Origin of the sequence: Pseudomonas sp. AU11447, from assembly GCF_001672555.2 — a bacterium.
Classification (GTDB): domain Bacteria; phylum Pseudomonadota; class Gammaproteobacteria; order Pseudomonadales; family Pseudomonadaceae; genus Pseudomonas; species Pseudomonas nitroreducens.
Genome location: NZ_LZDG02000047.1, coordinates 23,142 through 37,383, shown reverse-complemented (window position 1 = coordinate 37,383; position 14,242 = coordinate 23,142). Strand labels below are relative to the sequence as shown.

The 14,242-nt window shown below is 65.0% G+C and carries 13 protein-coding genes and 1 pseudogene; 6 read left to right on the top strand and 8 right to left on the bottom strand.

Annotation, left to right across the window (positions count from 1 at the left end):
* The first annotated feature begins 21 nt into the window (after positions 1-21).
* A complete protein-coding gene (nuoM, locus tag A6723_RS16980; protein ID WP_054909448.1) occupies positions 22-1,551 on the top strand; it encodes an NADH-quinone oxidoreductase subunit M in 1,530 nt (509 codons plus the stop codon).
* 7 nt (positions 1,552-1,558) lie between these two features.
* Positions 1,559-3,022 (top strand): NADH-quinone oxidoreductase subunit NuoN, encoded by a 1,464-nt coding sequence (nuoN, locus tag A6723_RS16975; RefSeq protein WP_054909449.1) that lies wholly within the window; start codon positions 1,559-1,561, stop codon positions 3,020-3,022.
* A 153-nt stretch (positions 3,023-3,175) separates the two neighbouring features.
* On the opposite strand, the gene A6723_RS16970 is transcribed toward nuoN, so the two are convergent.
* Together A6723_RS16970 and A6723_RS16965 are read right to left on the bottom strand one after the other, a co-directional pair.
* Entirely contained in the window at positions 3,176-4,243 is a 1,068-nt protein-coding gene (locus A6723_RS16970; protein ID WP_054909450.1) for an AI-2E family transporter, read from the bottom strand.
* A gap of 89 nt (positions 4,244-4,332) precedes the next feature.
* Positions 4,333-5,652, bottom strand: a complete 1,320-nt coding sequence (locus A6723_RS16965; protein ID WP_054909451.1) for a Na+/H+ antiporter family protein — start codon at positions 5,650-5,652, stop codon at positions 4,333-4,335.
* 292 nt (positions 5,653-5,944) lie between these two features.
* Between A6723_RS16965 and A6723_RS32680 the strand changes: the two are divergent.
* A pseudogene (locus A6723_RS32680) lies at positions 5,945-7,231 on the top strand (HAMP domain-containing protein); the annotation flags it as partial.
* Positions 7,232-7,333: 102 nt separating this feature from the next.
* Positions 7,334-8,089 (top strand): methyl-accepting chemotaxis protein, encoded by a 756-nt coding sequence (locus A6723_RS32675; RefSeq protein WP_371914062.1) that lies wholly within the window; start codon positions 7,334-7,336, stop codon positions 8,087-8,089.
* A gap of 391 nt (positions 8,090-8,480) precedes the next feature.
* On the opposite strand, the gene A6723_RS16955 is transcribed toward A6723_RS32675, so the two are convergent.
* Genes A6723_RS16955 through A6723_RS16940 form a run of 4 tightly spaced genes read right to left on the bottom strand, consistent with a single transcriptional unit; the run spans position 8,481 to position 11,093 of the window.
* Positions 8,481-9,800 carry a sensor histidine kinase gene (locus tag A6723_RS16955; RefSeq protein WP_054909453.1) on the bottom strand — a complete coding sequence of 440 codons (1,320 nt, stop codon included), beginning with the start codon at positions 9,798-9,800 and terminating at the stop codon, positions 8,481-8,483.
* Positions 9,797-10,471, bottom strand: a complete 675-nt coding sequence (locus A6723_RS16950; protein ID WP_054909454.1) for a response regulator transcription factor — start codon at positions 10,469-10,471, stop codon at positions 9,797-9,799. Before A6723_RS16950 ends, A6723_RS16955 begins: the two co-directional genes overlap by 4 nt.
* Positions 10,471-10,761, bottom strand: a complete 291-nt coding sequence (locus A6723_RS16945) for a PepSY domain-containing protein (protein WP_054909470.1) — start codon at positions 10,759-10,761, stop codon at positions 10,471-10,473. The genes A6723_RS16950 and A6723_RS16945 overlap by 1 nt, the downstream gene beginning before the upstream one ends.
* A gap of 23 nt (positions 10,762-10,784) precedes the next feature.
* On the bottom strand, positions 10,785-11,093 hold the full coding sequence (locus tag A6723_RS16940; protein WP_054909455.1) for a PepSY domain-containing protein: 309 nt from the start codon (positions 11,091-11,093) through the stop codon (positions 10,785-10,787).
* A gap of 147 nt (positions 11,094-11,240) precedes the next feature.
* Here A6723_RS16940 and A6723_RS16935 point away from each other — a divergent pair, with 147 nt between their 5' ends.
* Both A6723_RS16935 and A6723_RS16930 read left to right on the top strand, forming a co-directional pair.
* Positions 11,241-12,323, top strand: coding sequence for a patatin-like phospholipase family protein (locus A6723_RS16935; protein ID WP_054909456.1), 1,083 nt, complete (start codon positions 11,241-11,243; stop codon positions 12,321-12,323).
* Positions 12,324-12,356: 33 nt separating this feature from the next.
* Positions 12,357-12,737, top strand: coding sequence for a DUF5329 domain-containing protein (locus tag A6723_RS16930; RefSeq protein ID WP_054909457.1), 381 nt, complete (start codon positions 12,357-12,359; stop codon positions 12,735-12,737).
* 54 nt (positions 12,738-12,791) lie between these two features.
* Here the strand turns inward: A6723_RS16930 and A6723_RS16925 are convergent, their stop codons facing one another.
* A complete protein-coding gene (locus A6723_RS16925) occupies positions 12,792-13,982 on the bottom strand; it encodes an NnrS family protein (protein ID WP_054909458.1) in 1,191 nt (396 codons plus the stop codon).
* The gene (locus A6723_RS16920; protein ID WP_054909459.1) at positions 13,969-14,226 is read right to left on the bottom strand and encodes a hypothetical protein; all 258 of its coding nucleotides are present in this window, start codon (positions 14,224-14,226) and stop codon (positions 13,969-13,971) included. Before A6723_RS16920 ends, A6723_RS16925 begins: the two co-directional genes overlap by 14 nt.
* Positions 14,227-14,242 lie beyond the last annotated feature (16 nt).

Here is a 14,242-nt window from a genome sequence, read left to right as displayed (position 1 = left end):
ACGAAAGAGATTGAGCCCGACATGATTCTGCCCTGGCTAATCCTGATCCCCTTTATCGGCGGCTTCCTTTGCTGGATCGCCGAGTACACCAGCAAGACCCTGCCTCGCTGGGTCGCCCTGGGATCGATGGTCCTCACCCTCGCCCTGAGCCTGTGGGTGTGGCACACCGGTGACTTCCAGCTGGCCCCGGCGCCGGGTGGCGAGCCGCAATGGACCCTGCAGTTCCAGGTACCCTGGATCGAGCGCTTCGGCATCAGCGTGCACCTGGCAATGGACGGCCTGTCCCTGCTGATGGTCGCGCTGACCGGCCTGCTCGGCGTGCTGTCCGTCCTCTGCTCGTGGAACGAGATCCAGCGCCGCATCGGCTTCTTCCACCTGAACCTGCTGTGGATCCTGGGCGGCGTCATCGGCGTATTCCTCGCCGTCGACCTGTTCCTGTTCTTCTTCTTCTGGGAAATGATGCTGGTGCCGATGTACTTCCTCATCGCGCTCTGGGGTCATAGCTCGGACGACGGCAAGAAGACCCGCATCTACGCCGCCACCAAGTTCTTCATCTTCACCCAGGCCAGTGGCCTGGTGATGCTGGTGGCAATCCTCGGCCTGGTGTTCGTGCACTACAACACCACCGGCGTGCTTACCTTCAACTACGCCGACCTGCTGAAGACCCAGCTGCCGCCGCACACCGAGTGGATCCTGATGCTCGGCTTCTTCGTCGCCTTCGCGGTGAAGATGCCGGTCGTGCCGGTGCACTCCTGGCTGCCGGATGCCCACGCCCAGGCACCGACCGCTGGTTCCGTGGACCTCGCCGGCATCCTGCTGAAGACCGCCGCCTACGGCCTGATCCGCTTCGCCCTGCCGCTGTTCCCCAACGCCTCGGCCGAGTTCGCCCCGATCGCCATGACCCTGGGTCTGATCGGCATCTTCTATGGCGCCTTCCTGTCGTTCGCGCAGACCGACATCAAGCGTCTGGTGGCTTACTCCTCCGTGTCGCACATGGGCTTCGTGATGATCGGCATCTACTCCGGCAGCCCCCAGGCGCTGCAGGGCGTAGTGGTGCAGATGATCGCCCACGGCCTCTCCGCTGCCGCGCTGTTCATCCTGTGTGGCCAACTGTACGAGCGCCTGCACACCCGTGACATGCGCAAGATGGGCGGCCTGTGGTCGCGCATCCCGTACCTGCCAGCCGTAGCGCTGTTCTTCGCCACTGCCTCGCTGGGTCTGCCGGGTACCGGCAACTTCGTCGGCGAGTTCCTGATCCTGTTGGGCAGCTTCAAGGTCGTTCCGGTGATCACCGTGATCGCCACCTTCGGCCTGGTGTTCGGCTCGGTCTACTCGCTGATCATGATCCACCGCGCGTACTTCGGCCCGTCCAAGTCCGACACCGCCATCGCCGGCCTGAACTTCCGCGAACTGAGCATGGTGCTCGGCCTGGCGGTGTTGCTGATCCTGCTCGGCGTTTACCCGCAGCCGGTTCTCGACACCTCCGCGGCCACCATGCACGGCGTCCAGCAGTGGCTGGGTGCCGCCCTTTCCACCCTGGCAGTACGGTGAGCGCGACATGACCTTCACGATTCAACACTTCATCGCGCTCCTGCCACTGCTCATCACCAGCGCCACCCTGGTGGTGGTGATGCTCGCCGTGGCCTGGAAGCGTAACCACTCGATGACCGCCACCCTCTCGGTGATCGGTCTGAACCTGGCGTTGCTGTCGATCTTCCCGGTGCTGAAAGTCACCCCGATCGAAGTCACCCCGCTGATGCTGGTAGACAACTTCGCCTGCTTCTACATGGCGCTGATCCTGGTCGCCGCCCTCGCCTGCACCACGCTCGCCCATGCCTACATGGAGAGCTTCCCGGGTAACCGCGAAGAGCTCTACCTGCTCCTGCTGCTGTCCACCGCGGGCGGCCTGGTGCTGGTCAGCGCGCAGAACCTGGCCGGTCTGTTCATCGGCCTGGAGCTGCTGTCGGTGCCGGTCTACGGCATGGTGGCCTATGCCTTCTTCAACAAGCGCACCCTCGAAGCGGGCATCAAGTACACCGTACTGTCCGCCGCCGGCTCGGCTTTCCTGCTGTTCGGCATGGCCCTGCTCTATGCCGAGTCCGGCAGCCTGAGCTTCGCCGGTATCGGTGCGTCGCTGGCAGAAGGCACCAGCCATGGCCCGCTGCTGTCCATCGGGGTCGGCATGATGGTCGTCGGCCTGGGCTTCAAGCTGTCGCTCGCGCCGTTCCACCTGTGGACCCCGGACGTCTACGAAGGCGCCCCAGCGCCGGTAGCGACCTTCCTCGCCACCGCCAGCAAGGTCGCCGTGTTCGCCGTGCTGCTGCGCCTGTTCCAGATCGCTCCGGCGGCCCTGAACAACGGCCTGCTGCATGATGCCATTGCGGTCATCGCCATTGCCTCGATCCTGATCGGCAACCTGCTGGCGCTGACCCAGAGCAACATCAAGCGCCTGCTCGGCTACTCGTCCATCGCCCACTTCGGCTACCTGCTGATCGCCCTGGTGGCGAGCAAGGGCCTGGCCGTGGAAGCTGTCGGCGTGTACCTGACCACCTACGTGGTTACCACCCTGGGCGCCTTCGGCGTGGTCACCCTGATGTCCACTCCGTACAGCGGCCGCGACGCCGACGCGCTGTTCGAGTACCGCGGCCTGTTCTGGCGCCGCCCGGTGCTGACCGCGGTGATGACCGTGATGATGCTGTCCCTGGCCGGCATCCCGCTGACCGCCGGCTTCATCGGCAAGTTCTACATCGTCGCCACCGGCGTCGAGTCGCAGCACTGGTGGCTGGTCGGCTCCCTGGTACTGGGCAGCGCCATCGGCCTGTTCTACTACTTGCGCGTGATGGTGACCATGTTCCTGGTCGAACCCAACATGAAGCGCCACGACGCGCCCCTGGACTGGGCCCAGCGCGCCGGCGGCATCATGCTGGTGGCCATCGCCCTGCTCGCCTTCTTCCTCGGCGTCTACCCGCAACCGCTGCTGGATATCCTCCAGCACAGCGGCCTGGTAGCCGTCGCCGGCTAAGGTCGACAGGCAACAAAAAACCCCGCTTCGGCGGGGTTTTTTATTGGGCGCAATTCATGCGCGGTGCCTTTTTGTAGGAGCGAGCTTGCTCGCGAACACCCTCCGCTGCGAGGCCGGGTTCGCGAGCAAGCTCGCTCCTACAGTTCTGTCGCCCTACTCCGCGCCCTTGGTCACTTCACCTTCACGGCCGGTGAACAAGTCCCACGACGCCATGAACAGCGCTGCGATCAGCGGGCCAATGACGAAGCCGTTGAGGCCGAACAGCGACATGCCGCCGAGGGTGGAGATCAGCACCACGTAGTCGGGCATCTTGGTGTCCTTGCCCACCAGGATGGGGCGCAGGATGTTGTCCACCAGGCCGATCACCACCACGCAGAACAATGTCAGCACCACGCCCTGCCAGATCGCTCCGGTGAGCAGGAAGTAGGCGGCCACCGGCACCCAGATCAGCCCCGCGCCGATAGCCGGCAGCAGCGAGAGGAAGGCCATCAGCGTGCCCCAGAGCAGCGAGCCCTGGATGCCGAGGAACCAGAAGATCAGCCCGCCCAGTGCGCCCTGGGTCGCGGCGACAGCAATGTTGCCCTTCACCGTGGCGCGGATCACCGTGGTGAACTTGGTGAACAGGTGCTGCTTGTGGTCGATGCTCAACGGCACCGCCTGCTTGATCCGCCGCCCCAGCGCCGGGCCGTCACGCAGCAGGAAGAACAGCAGGTAGAGCATGATGCCGAAGCTGATGACGAACTCGAAGGTGTTCTGGCCAATGCTGAACGCCTTGGTCGCCACCAGTTGGCTCGCCTGCATCGCACCTGACGAGAGCTTCTCCTGCAGGCTGGACAGGTCGGCCAGGTCGAAGCGCTCCAGCCATTGGTGCGCCCAGGCAGGCAGTGCGGCCACGGCCTGCTGGAAGTAGGTGACGAAGTTCAGCTCACCGGACTTCAGGCGCTGATACACCGTGGCGCCCTCCTGCACCAGCGCGCCGGCGATGAAGGTTACCGGCAGGATCACGATCAGGAAGCAGATTGCCAGGGTGATCAGCGCCGCCAGGTTGTTGCGCCCGTTCAGGCGCACCCGCAGGCGGCGCTGCAAGGGGGCGAAGATGATCGCCAGGATGGTGCCCCAGAACACTGCGCCGTAGAACGGCAGCAGTATCCAGGCGAAGGCGATGGTCACCACCGCCAGCAGGGCGAGGAACGTCCGGTATTCCAGTTTCGAGTCGAGCATGAGCGGGTCCGTGCGTGGGAAACCTGCTCATTAGTCAGCAGATGGCCTGCCGAGTGCAACTTTACCTGCGCATTTCCCCGCGCCAGGCCTTACAACACCATCGCCGCGACCCAGCCGAAGACCATCAGCGGCAGGTTGTAGTGCAGGAAGGTCGGTACCACAGTGTCCCAGATGTGGTTGTGCTGGCCGTCGACGTTCAGGCCGGAGGTCGGGCCAAGGGTGGAGTCCGATGCTGGCGAGCCCGCGTCACCCAGCGCTCCTGCGGTACCGACGATGCTGACGATGGCCAGCGGGCTGAAGCCCAGGTGCACCGCCAGCGGCACGAAGATCGCCGCAATGATCGGCACCGTAGAGAACGACGAGCCGATGCCCATGGTCACCAACAACCCCACCAGCAGCATCATGAAGGCGCCCAGCGCCTTGCTGCTGCCAATCCAGCCAGCGGCGCTGTCCACCAGGCTCGCGACCTGCCCGGTGGCCGTCATCACGGCGGCGAAGCCCTGGGCGGCGATCATGATGAAACCGATCATCGCCATCATCTTCATGCCTTCGGTGAACAGGTCGTCCGCCTCCTTCCAGCGCACCACGCCGGACAGCGAGAACACCAGGAAACCCACCAGCGCGCCGAGGATCATCGAGTCCAGCAGCAGCTGCACGGCGAATGCCGCCACCACTGCGACGCCGGCCACGGCGAGGCTCATCTTGCTGTAGGGCGTATCGACCCGCTCAGCCTGTTCGATGCGTTCCAGATCGTAATCACGCTTGCGCCGGTAGCTGAAGCACACCGCGATCAACAACCCGCAGACCATGCCCAGCGCCGGGATCAGCATGGCGTGGGTGACGTTGATGCCCTGCACGTCGACGCCCGCGCGCGCCACGTTGGCCAGCAGGATCTGGTTCAGGAAGATGTTGCCGAAACCCACCGGCAGGAACATGTAGGGCGTGATCAGGCCAAAGGTGATGACGCAGGCGATCAGCCGGCGGTCGATCTGCAGGCGCGTCAGGACGTAGAGCAGTGGCGGCACCAGCAGCGGAATGAAGGCGATGTGGATCGGCAGGATATTCTGCGAGGAGATCGCCACCACCAGCAGCAGGGCAATCATCATCCACTTGAAGGCACTGGAACCGTTTGCCTCATGTCGGCCGAGCATCGCCAGGGCGCGGTCGGCCAGGGCGTGCGCCATTCCGGAGCGCGCGATGGCCACGGCGAAGGCGCCGAGCATGGCGTAGGACAGCGCCACCGTCGCACCGGCACCCAGGCCCTCGTTGAACGCCTTGAGCGTGCCGTCCATGCCCAGGCCACCGAGCAGACCACCTGCCACTGCACCGGCGATCAGCGCGACCACCACATGCACGCGACACAGGCTCAACACCAGCATCAGGCCAATGGCGATCAACACCGCATTCATTCCAGCACTCCTTCCAGGGCTCGCCGCGCCAGGGCGCGGGCAAAAGGCGCGCACTCTGCCAAACGCTCGCCGGGGTGTCAAAATTTCAGTCGAATCAAGACGTTTCCGAGTTCGCCTGGCAGGACTTTCACGCAGACGAGCACGCTTCTTGCCTGGCTTTTCGCCGCCCGTCGGCCAGGCACGCCAGAATCGCCTGTTTTCTGGCGTTTCGCCCCGTCGCGGGTCAAGAAGATGCGGGAAAGGCCGATATAGCTGGCATCCCGAGGCTTAGTTCAAACAAGGATTCCCCTCCATGCTTCTGCGCCGTCTTTCCATCCAGTGGAAGATCACCTTGCTTGCCGGGCTCTGCCTGCTCGGCGTTGTCTCGCTGCTGTCCGGGCTGTCCGTTTACCGCACCCAGCACAGTACCGCGCTGGTCAAGCAATCGAGCACGCAGATGCTCGACGAAGCAGCCAAGGCCCGCCTGCAATCACGCGGTGAAGTCCAGGCCATGCGCATCCAGCGCTACATCATGGACGCCTATCAATATGGCAAGGGTTTCTCACGGCAGGTGCTGTTCCTGCGTGACCAGGCGCAGAAGCGCTTCCTCGATGCCTACGACCTGCGCGAGGATCTGACCCGCCAGGTGAAAACCGCGCTGGAAGGCAACCCGGAACTGCTCGGCCTCTACGTCGCCTTCGAACCCGACGCGCTGGATGGCAAGGACAAGCTGTTCGCCGGCCAGGGCGAACTGGGCAGCAATGATGCCGGTCGCTTCTCCATCTACTGGTCCCAGGCCACGCCGGGTCACCTCGAGTCCGAGGCCATGGCCGAATCGCTGCTCAACGACACCAGCCCCGGCCCGAGCGGCAGCGCCTACAACGCCTGGTTCACCTGCCCCAAGACCACCGGCCAGCCCTGCGTGCTCGATCCGTATTTCGACGACGTTGGCAGCAAGAAGATGCTGATGACCAGCATCGCCTTCCCGCTGGAGCTGGACGGCAAGGTCATCGGCGTCATGGGCCTGGACATCAGCATGGAGAAGCTGCAGGAAATTGCCGTGGAAGGCAGCCAGGAACTCTATGACGGCCAGGGCCGCGTCAGCATCGTCAGCGCGGCAGGCCTGCTCGCCGGTCACAGCGCGGATGCCTCGAAGCTGAGCAAGAACCTCAAGGAGGTCTACCCGAACCAGGGCGCCGACCTGCTGCAGGCCATCGCCGCCAACCATGAGCAGGTGTTTCGCCAGGACGACCAATTGCGCGTAGTCGAACCGTTGCAGCCGATCCCCGGCTCCAAACCCTGGGGCGTGCTGCTGGAAGTCCCGCAGAACGTCCTGCTCGGCCCGGCCATCGAACTGCAGAACGAGTTGGATAACCAGCGTGTGCAAGGCACCGTCTCGCAGTTGGGCTTCGGCCTGATCGCCGTGCTGATCGGCCTGTTCGCCATGTGGCTGACTGCCCGCGGCGTGACCCGWCCGATCCTCGGTGTGGCCGCCATGCTGCGCAACATCGCCAGCGGCGAAGGTGACCTGACCAAGCGCCTGGACTACGCCGGCAAGGACGAACTGGGCGARCTGGCYGGCTGGTTCAACCGYTTCCTCGACAAGCTGCARCCGATCATCCGCGACGTGAAATCCTCGGTGCACGACGCCCGCGCCACYGCYGACCAATCMTCGGAAATCGCCAGCCAGACCAGTGCCGGCATGCAGCAGCAGTTCCGCGAAGTCGACCAGGTCGCCACYGCCTCGCAGGAGATGAGCGCCACCGCCCACGACGTCGCCAACAGYGCCGCCATGGCCGCYGACGCTGCCCGTGGCGCCGATGGTGCGACCCGYGATGGTCTCAACGTGATCGATAACACCACCCGCCTGATCGACGAACTRGCYAGCGACATGAGTAGCGCCATGAGCCAGGTSGAAGGYTTGGCGGCGAGCAGCGAGCAGATCGGCTCGGTGCTGGAAGTCATTCGCGGCATCGCCGAGCAGACCAACCTGCTGGCGCTCAACGCGGCCATCGAAGCAGCCCGCGCTGGTGAAGCCGGGCGCGGCTTCGCGGTGGTCGCCGACGAGGTGCGCAACCTCGCCAAGCGCACCCAGGATTCGGTGGAGGAAATCCGCCAGGTCATCGAAGGCCTGCAGAACGGCACCCGCGACGTGGTYGGCGCGATGAGCAACAGCCACCGCCAGGCGCAGGACAGCGTGTCCCAGGTCGARCAGGCCGTGGCCGCGCTCAAACGCATCGGCGATGCGGTCAGCGTGATCACCGACATGAACCTGCAGATCGCCAGCGCCGCCGAGGAACAGAGCGCGGTGGCCGAGGAGATCAACCGCAACGTGGCGGGGATTCGTGACGTGACCGAATCGCTGTCCAGCCAGGCGCAGGAATCGGCGCAGGTRAGCCAGTCGCTGAACAAGCTGGCGAACCATCAGCAGGGGTTGATGGATCAGTTCAGGGTCTGAGGTTTTACACCGGCGCGTGGGCTTCCCCCTCACCCCAGCCCTCTCCCAGCGGGAGAGGCGGCAGTCCGCACGCGCCTGTACGCTCGCCGCTCTTTCTGCGTCATTGATAGCGAGCTAACGCTTTACTTCCACAGCACTCCGAACGCTCCCCTCTCCCGCTGGGAGAGGGTGAAGGTCGCCCAAGCACAGGCCTATCCCGTAGGCGCGGACTTTGTCCGCGATTCAGCCACATTGCACCGGGTTCGCGAGCAAGCTCGCTCCTACAAAAAGCGCACGCTGCAGCCCCTGTAGGAGCGAGCTTGCTCGCGAACCGAACGGCACGGCACGGCACGGCACGGCACCATCCCAACCCATCCGAACAACGCCAGCCAATAAAGTCGCGCCGGCTCTATCACGCCAAGCGGCGGGGCAATTCGACAACCACCCGCAACCCACCCAACTCACTGCTTTCCAGCTTCAGGCTGCCACCGCAGGCCGCCGCGATATCCCGCGCGATGCCCAGGCCCAGACCATGCCCGGCCACCTGCTCATCCAGCCGAGTGCCACGTTCCAACACGCTGTCTCGCTGGTCCTCGGCAATACCGGGACCATCGTCGTCCACGCTCAGCCGGTATGCGTCTGCGCCCTTCTCCACCGTCAACCGCACCTGGGCATCGGCCCATTTGCAGGCGTTGTCCAGCAGATTACCGAGCATCTCCAGCAGGTCTTCCCGGTCATACGGCAAGCGCGTGGCGGGCGGCGCCTGCCAGTCGATGGCGAGATGATCGCCATGAATGAGCTTGAGCATGTCGCACAGGCTGGGCAACTCGGCATCACAGTCGAAGTGCGCGCCAGGTAATGCCTCGCCCACCAACCGTGCACGCCCCAGTTCGCGGGCCAGGCGCTGTTCGATCTGCTCCAACTGCTCCTGCAGCACTCGCCGCAGCTCCGGGTAATCGCGCAGCTCTTCGCGGTCAGCAAGGCTGATGAGCACCGCCAGCGGGGTCTTCAGGGCATGGCCCAGGTTGCCCAGCGCATTGCGCGAGCGGCGCAGGGTATCCTCGGTGTGCTGCAGCAGGTGGTTGGTTTGTTCCACCAACGGCTCCAGCTCACCGGGCACCTGGCTGTCCAACTGGCTGCGCTGACCTTCCTGCAACTGTGCAATCTGCTGGCGTACCCGCTCCAGCGGGCGCAGGGCACGGCGCACGGTGAAGCCCTGGAATACCAGGATCAGCAGCAACGCCAGGGCTCCGGCGCCCAGGCCGATATTGCGCAGACGATTGAAGCTCTTGAGGACGGGCGTGTAGTCCTGGGCAACGACGATGCTGATTTTCTTGCCGTAGCGCTTGTAGTCGCCGCGATAGACCAGCAGCCGCTGGCCTTCGGGGCCTTTCTCCAGCGACTTGGCCAGCCCCTTGTGCGAGGGCAGCTTCAGCTCGTTGTCCCACAGCGATCGAGAACGCCAGGTCTGCTCGTCGAAGCGGATGACGAAGTAGCGCCCGGAGAACAGCCGCTCATAGGCCGCATCGACCCGCTGGCCGTCCAGTTGCAACCCCGCGGGGCCACGGGTGATACCCACCAGCAGGCTTTCCGCCTCGTCCTGCAAGCCGTTCACCAGGTAGCGGCGCAAGCCCTGGTCGAACAGCCAGAGGCCCGCCTGGGCCAGCACGAGACCGACCACCACCAGTACCACACCCAGCCCGAGACCGAGCCGGCGCTGGATCGATATCAATTGGCGGCTCCGTTGCCGGTGAAGCGATAGCCCTGCCCGCGACGGGTCTCGATGATCTCGCGGCCAAGCTTGCGGCGCAGGTGATTGATATGCACCTCGATGACATTGGAGTCGCGCTCGGTCTCGCCGTCATACAGGTGCTCGGCCAGGTGCGACTTCGACAGCAACTGGCCGGGATGCAGCATGAAGTACCGCAGCAGACGGAACTCGGCGGATGTCAGGTCGACTTCCTTGCCGCCCTGCTGCACGCACTGGCGCGATTCATCCAGGCTCAACCCGGCCACTTCCAGCTGGCTCTGGTTCGCCAGCCCGCGGGCACGCCGCAGCAGCGCCTGGATACGCAACAACAGCTCTTCGGGATGAAACGGCTTGGTCAGGTAGTCATCGGCACCGGCCTTCAGGCCGTCGATGCGCTCGGCCCAGGAGCCCCGTGCGGTGAGAATCAGCACTGGCGTCGCCAGGCCCATGCCGCGCCACTCCTGCAGCACCTCCAGCCCCGGGCGGCCCGGCAGGCCCAGGTCGAGAACGACCAGGTCGTACGGCTCGCTGGCGCCTTGCACTGCAGCGTCGCGCCCGTCGGCCAGCCAGTCCACCGCATAGCCCTGGCGGGTAAGGGTCGCCAGTAGCTCGTCAGCCAGGGGTACGTGGTCTTCCACCAGCAACAGGCGCATCAGTCGTCTTCCTTATCCTTGAGGATGCGGCCATCGCGGGCATCCAGTTCCAGTTCGCGCACCACACCGTCGACGGTGAGCAACTCCACTTCGTAAATGTAGTTGCCGTGCTCCCTCTCCAGCTCGGCTTCGAGCAGGCGCGAGCCTGGGTAGCGGCTCAGCGCGGCGGGGAGGATTTCCTCGAAGGGGCGGATCACCCCTTCCTTGCTCAGGCGCAGGGCTTCATCCTGGCTCAGGTCATGGGCCTGCGCGGCGCCGGCCAGGGCGGTGAGCCCCAGGCCGAACAGCATCGCGCGCAGCGAAACGGTCTTCATCAGTCATCCTGGTGATCGGTGAGGACTTCGCCGGTGACCGCATCCAGTTCGACATCCCACTTCACGCCCTGGGCGTCCTTGATGTCGACCTTGTAGAGATAGCGGCCATGCTCCAGCTCGAGCTCGCTATCGTACACCGAACCGCCGGCATGCTTGGTCAGCGCGGTGCGGTTGAGCTCCTCGAAATTGCGGATGGTGCCCGCATCGCGCAGGCGCAACGCCTCGTCCGGACCAATGTCATGGGCCGTGGCAACGCCTGCACCCAGCAGCAGTGCGGAGAGCGTGGTCAGGATCAGCAGCCATTTCATGAGCGTACCTCGTCAGAATTTCACTGCTGTCAGATTAAGGTGAAGGACTTAATTCAAGCTGAATCGGCAACGATCATTCACCCGGTGAAGTATCCTTGCTCCACGCACACAGGCTCTATAATCGCGGCCTGCCACAGCGAGGCCCGCATGACCGCCATCCAGATCAAGACTTCCTCCCTCACCCTCAAGGCCGGAAGCCGCGCGCTCCAACGCATCCGCGAACAGGGGCTGGCCCCCGCCGATGTAGGAATCCTTCCCGGTGCCGCCGGCGGGCCGAAAGCGCTGGGCATCCAGGGCCTGGACCTCGCGCTGTTCGGCGAATGGTTGCCGCGAGCGCCACGTGAGCGCTCGCTGATCGGGGCGTCCATCGGCTCCTGGCGATTCGCCAGCGCCTGCCTGCCCGACCCGGCCGAAGGCATTCGCCGCCTGGGCGAGCTCTACACCCAGCAACGCTTTGCCCGCAACGCGAGCATCAGCGACGTGTCGAGGAGCTGCGCGAAAATGCTCGACGACCTGCTCGACGGCCGCGACACCAGCGTACTGGACAACCCCTGGTACCGCCTCAACGTGGTGGTAGTGAAGAGCCACGGCCGCCTCGCGCAGGACGGCAAGGCCAACCTCGGCCTGGGCCTGGGGGCGGTGATCCGCGACAACCTGGTCGGCCGCCGCCACCTGCACCGGCACTTCGAACGGCTGATCATCCATGACGCCCGCCGCGCACCGCCGCTGGAGGCGCTGTCGGACTTCCCCTCGCGCTACCTGCACCTGGACCTGGCCAACCTGCGCCACGCCCTGCTCGCCTCCGGATCGATCCCCATGGTCATGGAAGGCGTGCGCGACATTCCCGGCGCCGGCCCCGGCACCTACCGCGACGGCGGCCTGCTGGACTATCACCTGGACCTGCCTTACCAGCCCGAAGGCGTGGTGCTCTACCCGCACTTCACCGACAAGGTCATCCCCGGCTGGTTCGACAAGGGCCTGCCCTGGCGCCGTGGCGACAGCGGCCGCCTGCAGGACGTGTTGCTGCTTGCGCCGTCGAAGGAGTACCTGGCACGGCTGCCGCACAACAAGCTGCCGGATCGCAAGGACTTCCATCGCTACATCGGCGACGACGCGGGCCGCGAGCGCTACTGGCGCAAGGCGATGGATGAAAGCCGGCGGATGGGCGACGAGTTCCTTGAACTGGTAGACAGCGGCCGCCTGGGCGAGCGCCTGCAGCCACTGACATAATCGGCGGATTCACGCATCCGGCAAGGAATCGCTATGCGCCATTCTCGAAAGCTTCGCTCACTCCTGATTTCCCTCCTGCTCGTGGCCGCTGGCACGCAGGCCGCCACCGACGCCAAGGCGCAGCGGGAAATCAGCCAACTGCTCGACTTCGTCGAGCACAGCGACTGCCAGTTCATCCGTAACGGCAGCGAGTACCCGGCCGCTGAAGCGCGGGCGCACCTGCAGAAGAAGCTGGGCTACCTGGAGAACAAGGACATGGTCAGCAGCGCGGAAGACTTCATCGAACGCGCCGCGACCAAGAGCAGCATGAGCGGCCAGCGCTATCAGGTGGATTGCCCGGCGGGCAAGCAGGACGCCAACGCCTGGCTGAGCAATGAGCTCAGGCGATTGCGCGAGCTACCGCAGGGCAACTGAGCACGTGCGCAGGAGCGAGCTGTGCCCGCATAACGCGTCATAGCGGAACGCCGATCAGCCCGGCTGCTCATCCAGCCGCGGTTTCCAGAACATCGGACCGTAATGCCAGGCGAACATCAGGAAAGCCACGACCCAACAGGCGGCCGCGACGCTCAAGCCCTCCAGCGGCCACCAGATCACCAGCAGCACCCGCGCGACCACGCCAAGGTTGAGCAAAGCGAACGCCCAGGCCATTGCCTTCGGCGGCTGCAGCGGCCGCCCGGTATGGCCCAGACTGACGCGGGCGATCATCGCCAGAATGAGGCCGCCCACTCCGCCCACGGTGAGGGCGTGGATCGCCAGGCTGACGTTGAAGGTCGGCGCAAAATTCCACAGCGCCATTCCCGCCGGGGCCAGCAGCATCCACAGGTAGGCCAGGTGCAACGACCAGAGCAGCGGCACACTCCAGAAGCTGTTGTCGTACCAACGCCACAAGCGGATCAGGTGCCCCACCGCCAGCGCGGCAAACAGCAAGCCCACCAGCGGGTGCGGGGTCAGGCCAATTCCAACCGCGGTCAGCACCGCCACCAGCAGGGTGCCGCCCAGCAATGAATTATCCAGCCAGTTCCAGGCCGGCACCTGAGCGGCGCGGCCCAGTCCACGCTGGGTGAAAAAGGGAATCACGCGGCCACCGATCAGCCCCATCAGCGCCGCCACCAGCCACAACGCCCCCAACGCGCCACCGCGCTGCCAGCTCTCGTTACCCATCCAGACGCCGGCCATCACCAGTGCATCGGCGAGCGTCAGCAGGCTCAGCACCACGATGATCGGGTAGTTACGCTTCTGGCGGACCTGCCACAGACTGCGGCCGATGAAAAACGCCAGTGCCGGCATGAACGCCAACTCCAGCACGGTGACCAGCCATAGCGGCGCCCCGACGAGCCAACCCACCCGCGCCGCCAGCCAGACCAGCGACAGCACCATCAACGGCTTGCCGCTGACGCCGGGGCGCCCGGTCCAGGTCTGCACGGCGGTCAACAGGAAGCCGGCAATGATCGCCGCCGCGAAACCGAAGAGCATTTCATGGCGATGCCAGCCCAGCCAGCCGCCCAGCGGTTGCCACGTGGGCAGCACACCGAGCAGCACGGCCGCCCAAGCCGCGATGGCGATCAGCGCGAACACCGCGCCGCCGAGGAAGAACGGGCGGAACCCCAGGCGCCACAAGGGCGCGATGGTCAGCAGAGCCTTTCGATCAACCAGTAACACAGCAAGCCTCCCAGCCTTCCTTGCGCATCTGATGCTGGGCCACCAGCCGCAGCACGTAGCCCAGCTTCAATAATGTGGGCCCGAGAATGGTGAAGGCATGAGCTGCGACAACGCTTTGCAGGCTCAGATGACCATCGACGAAATAGGCTCCCACGATTCCCAGCAGCAACAACACGAGCCCGCCGGTCAGCAGCGACCAGGACATCGACAGATTGCGTTGCGGGCAGGCGAAAAGACGTTCCATCACACACCTCCTCGGG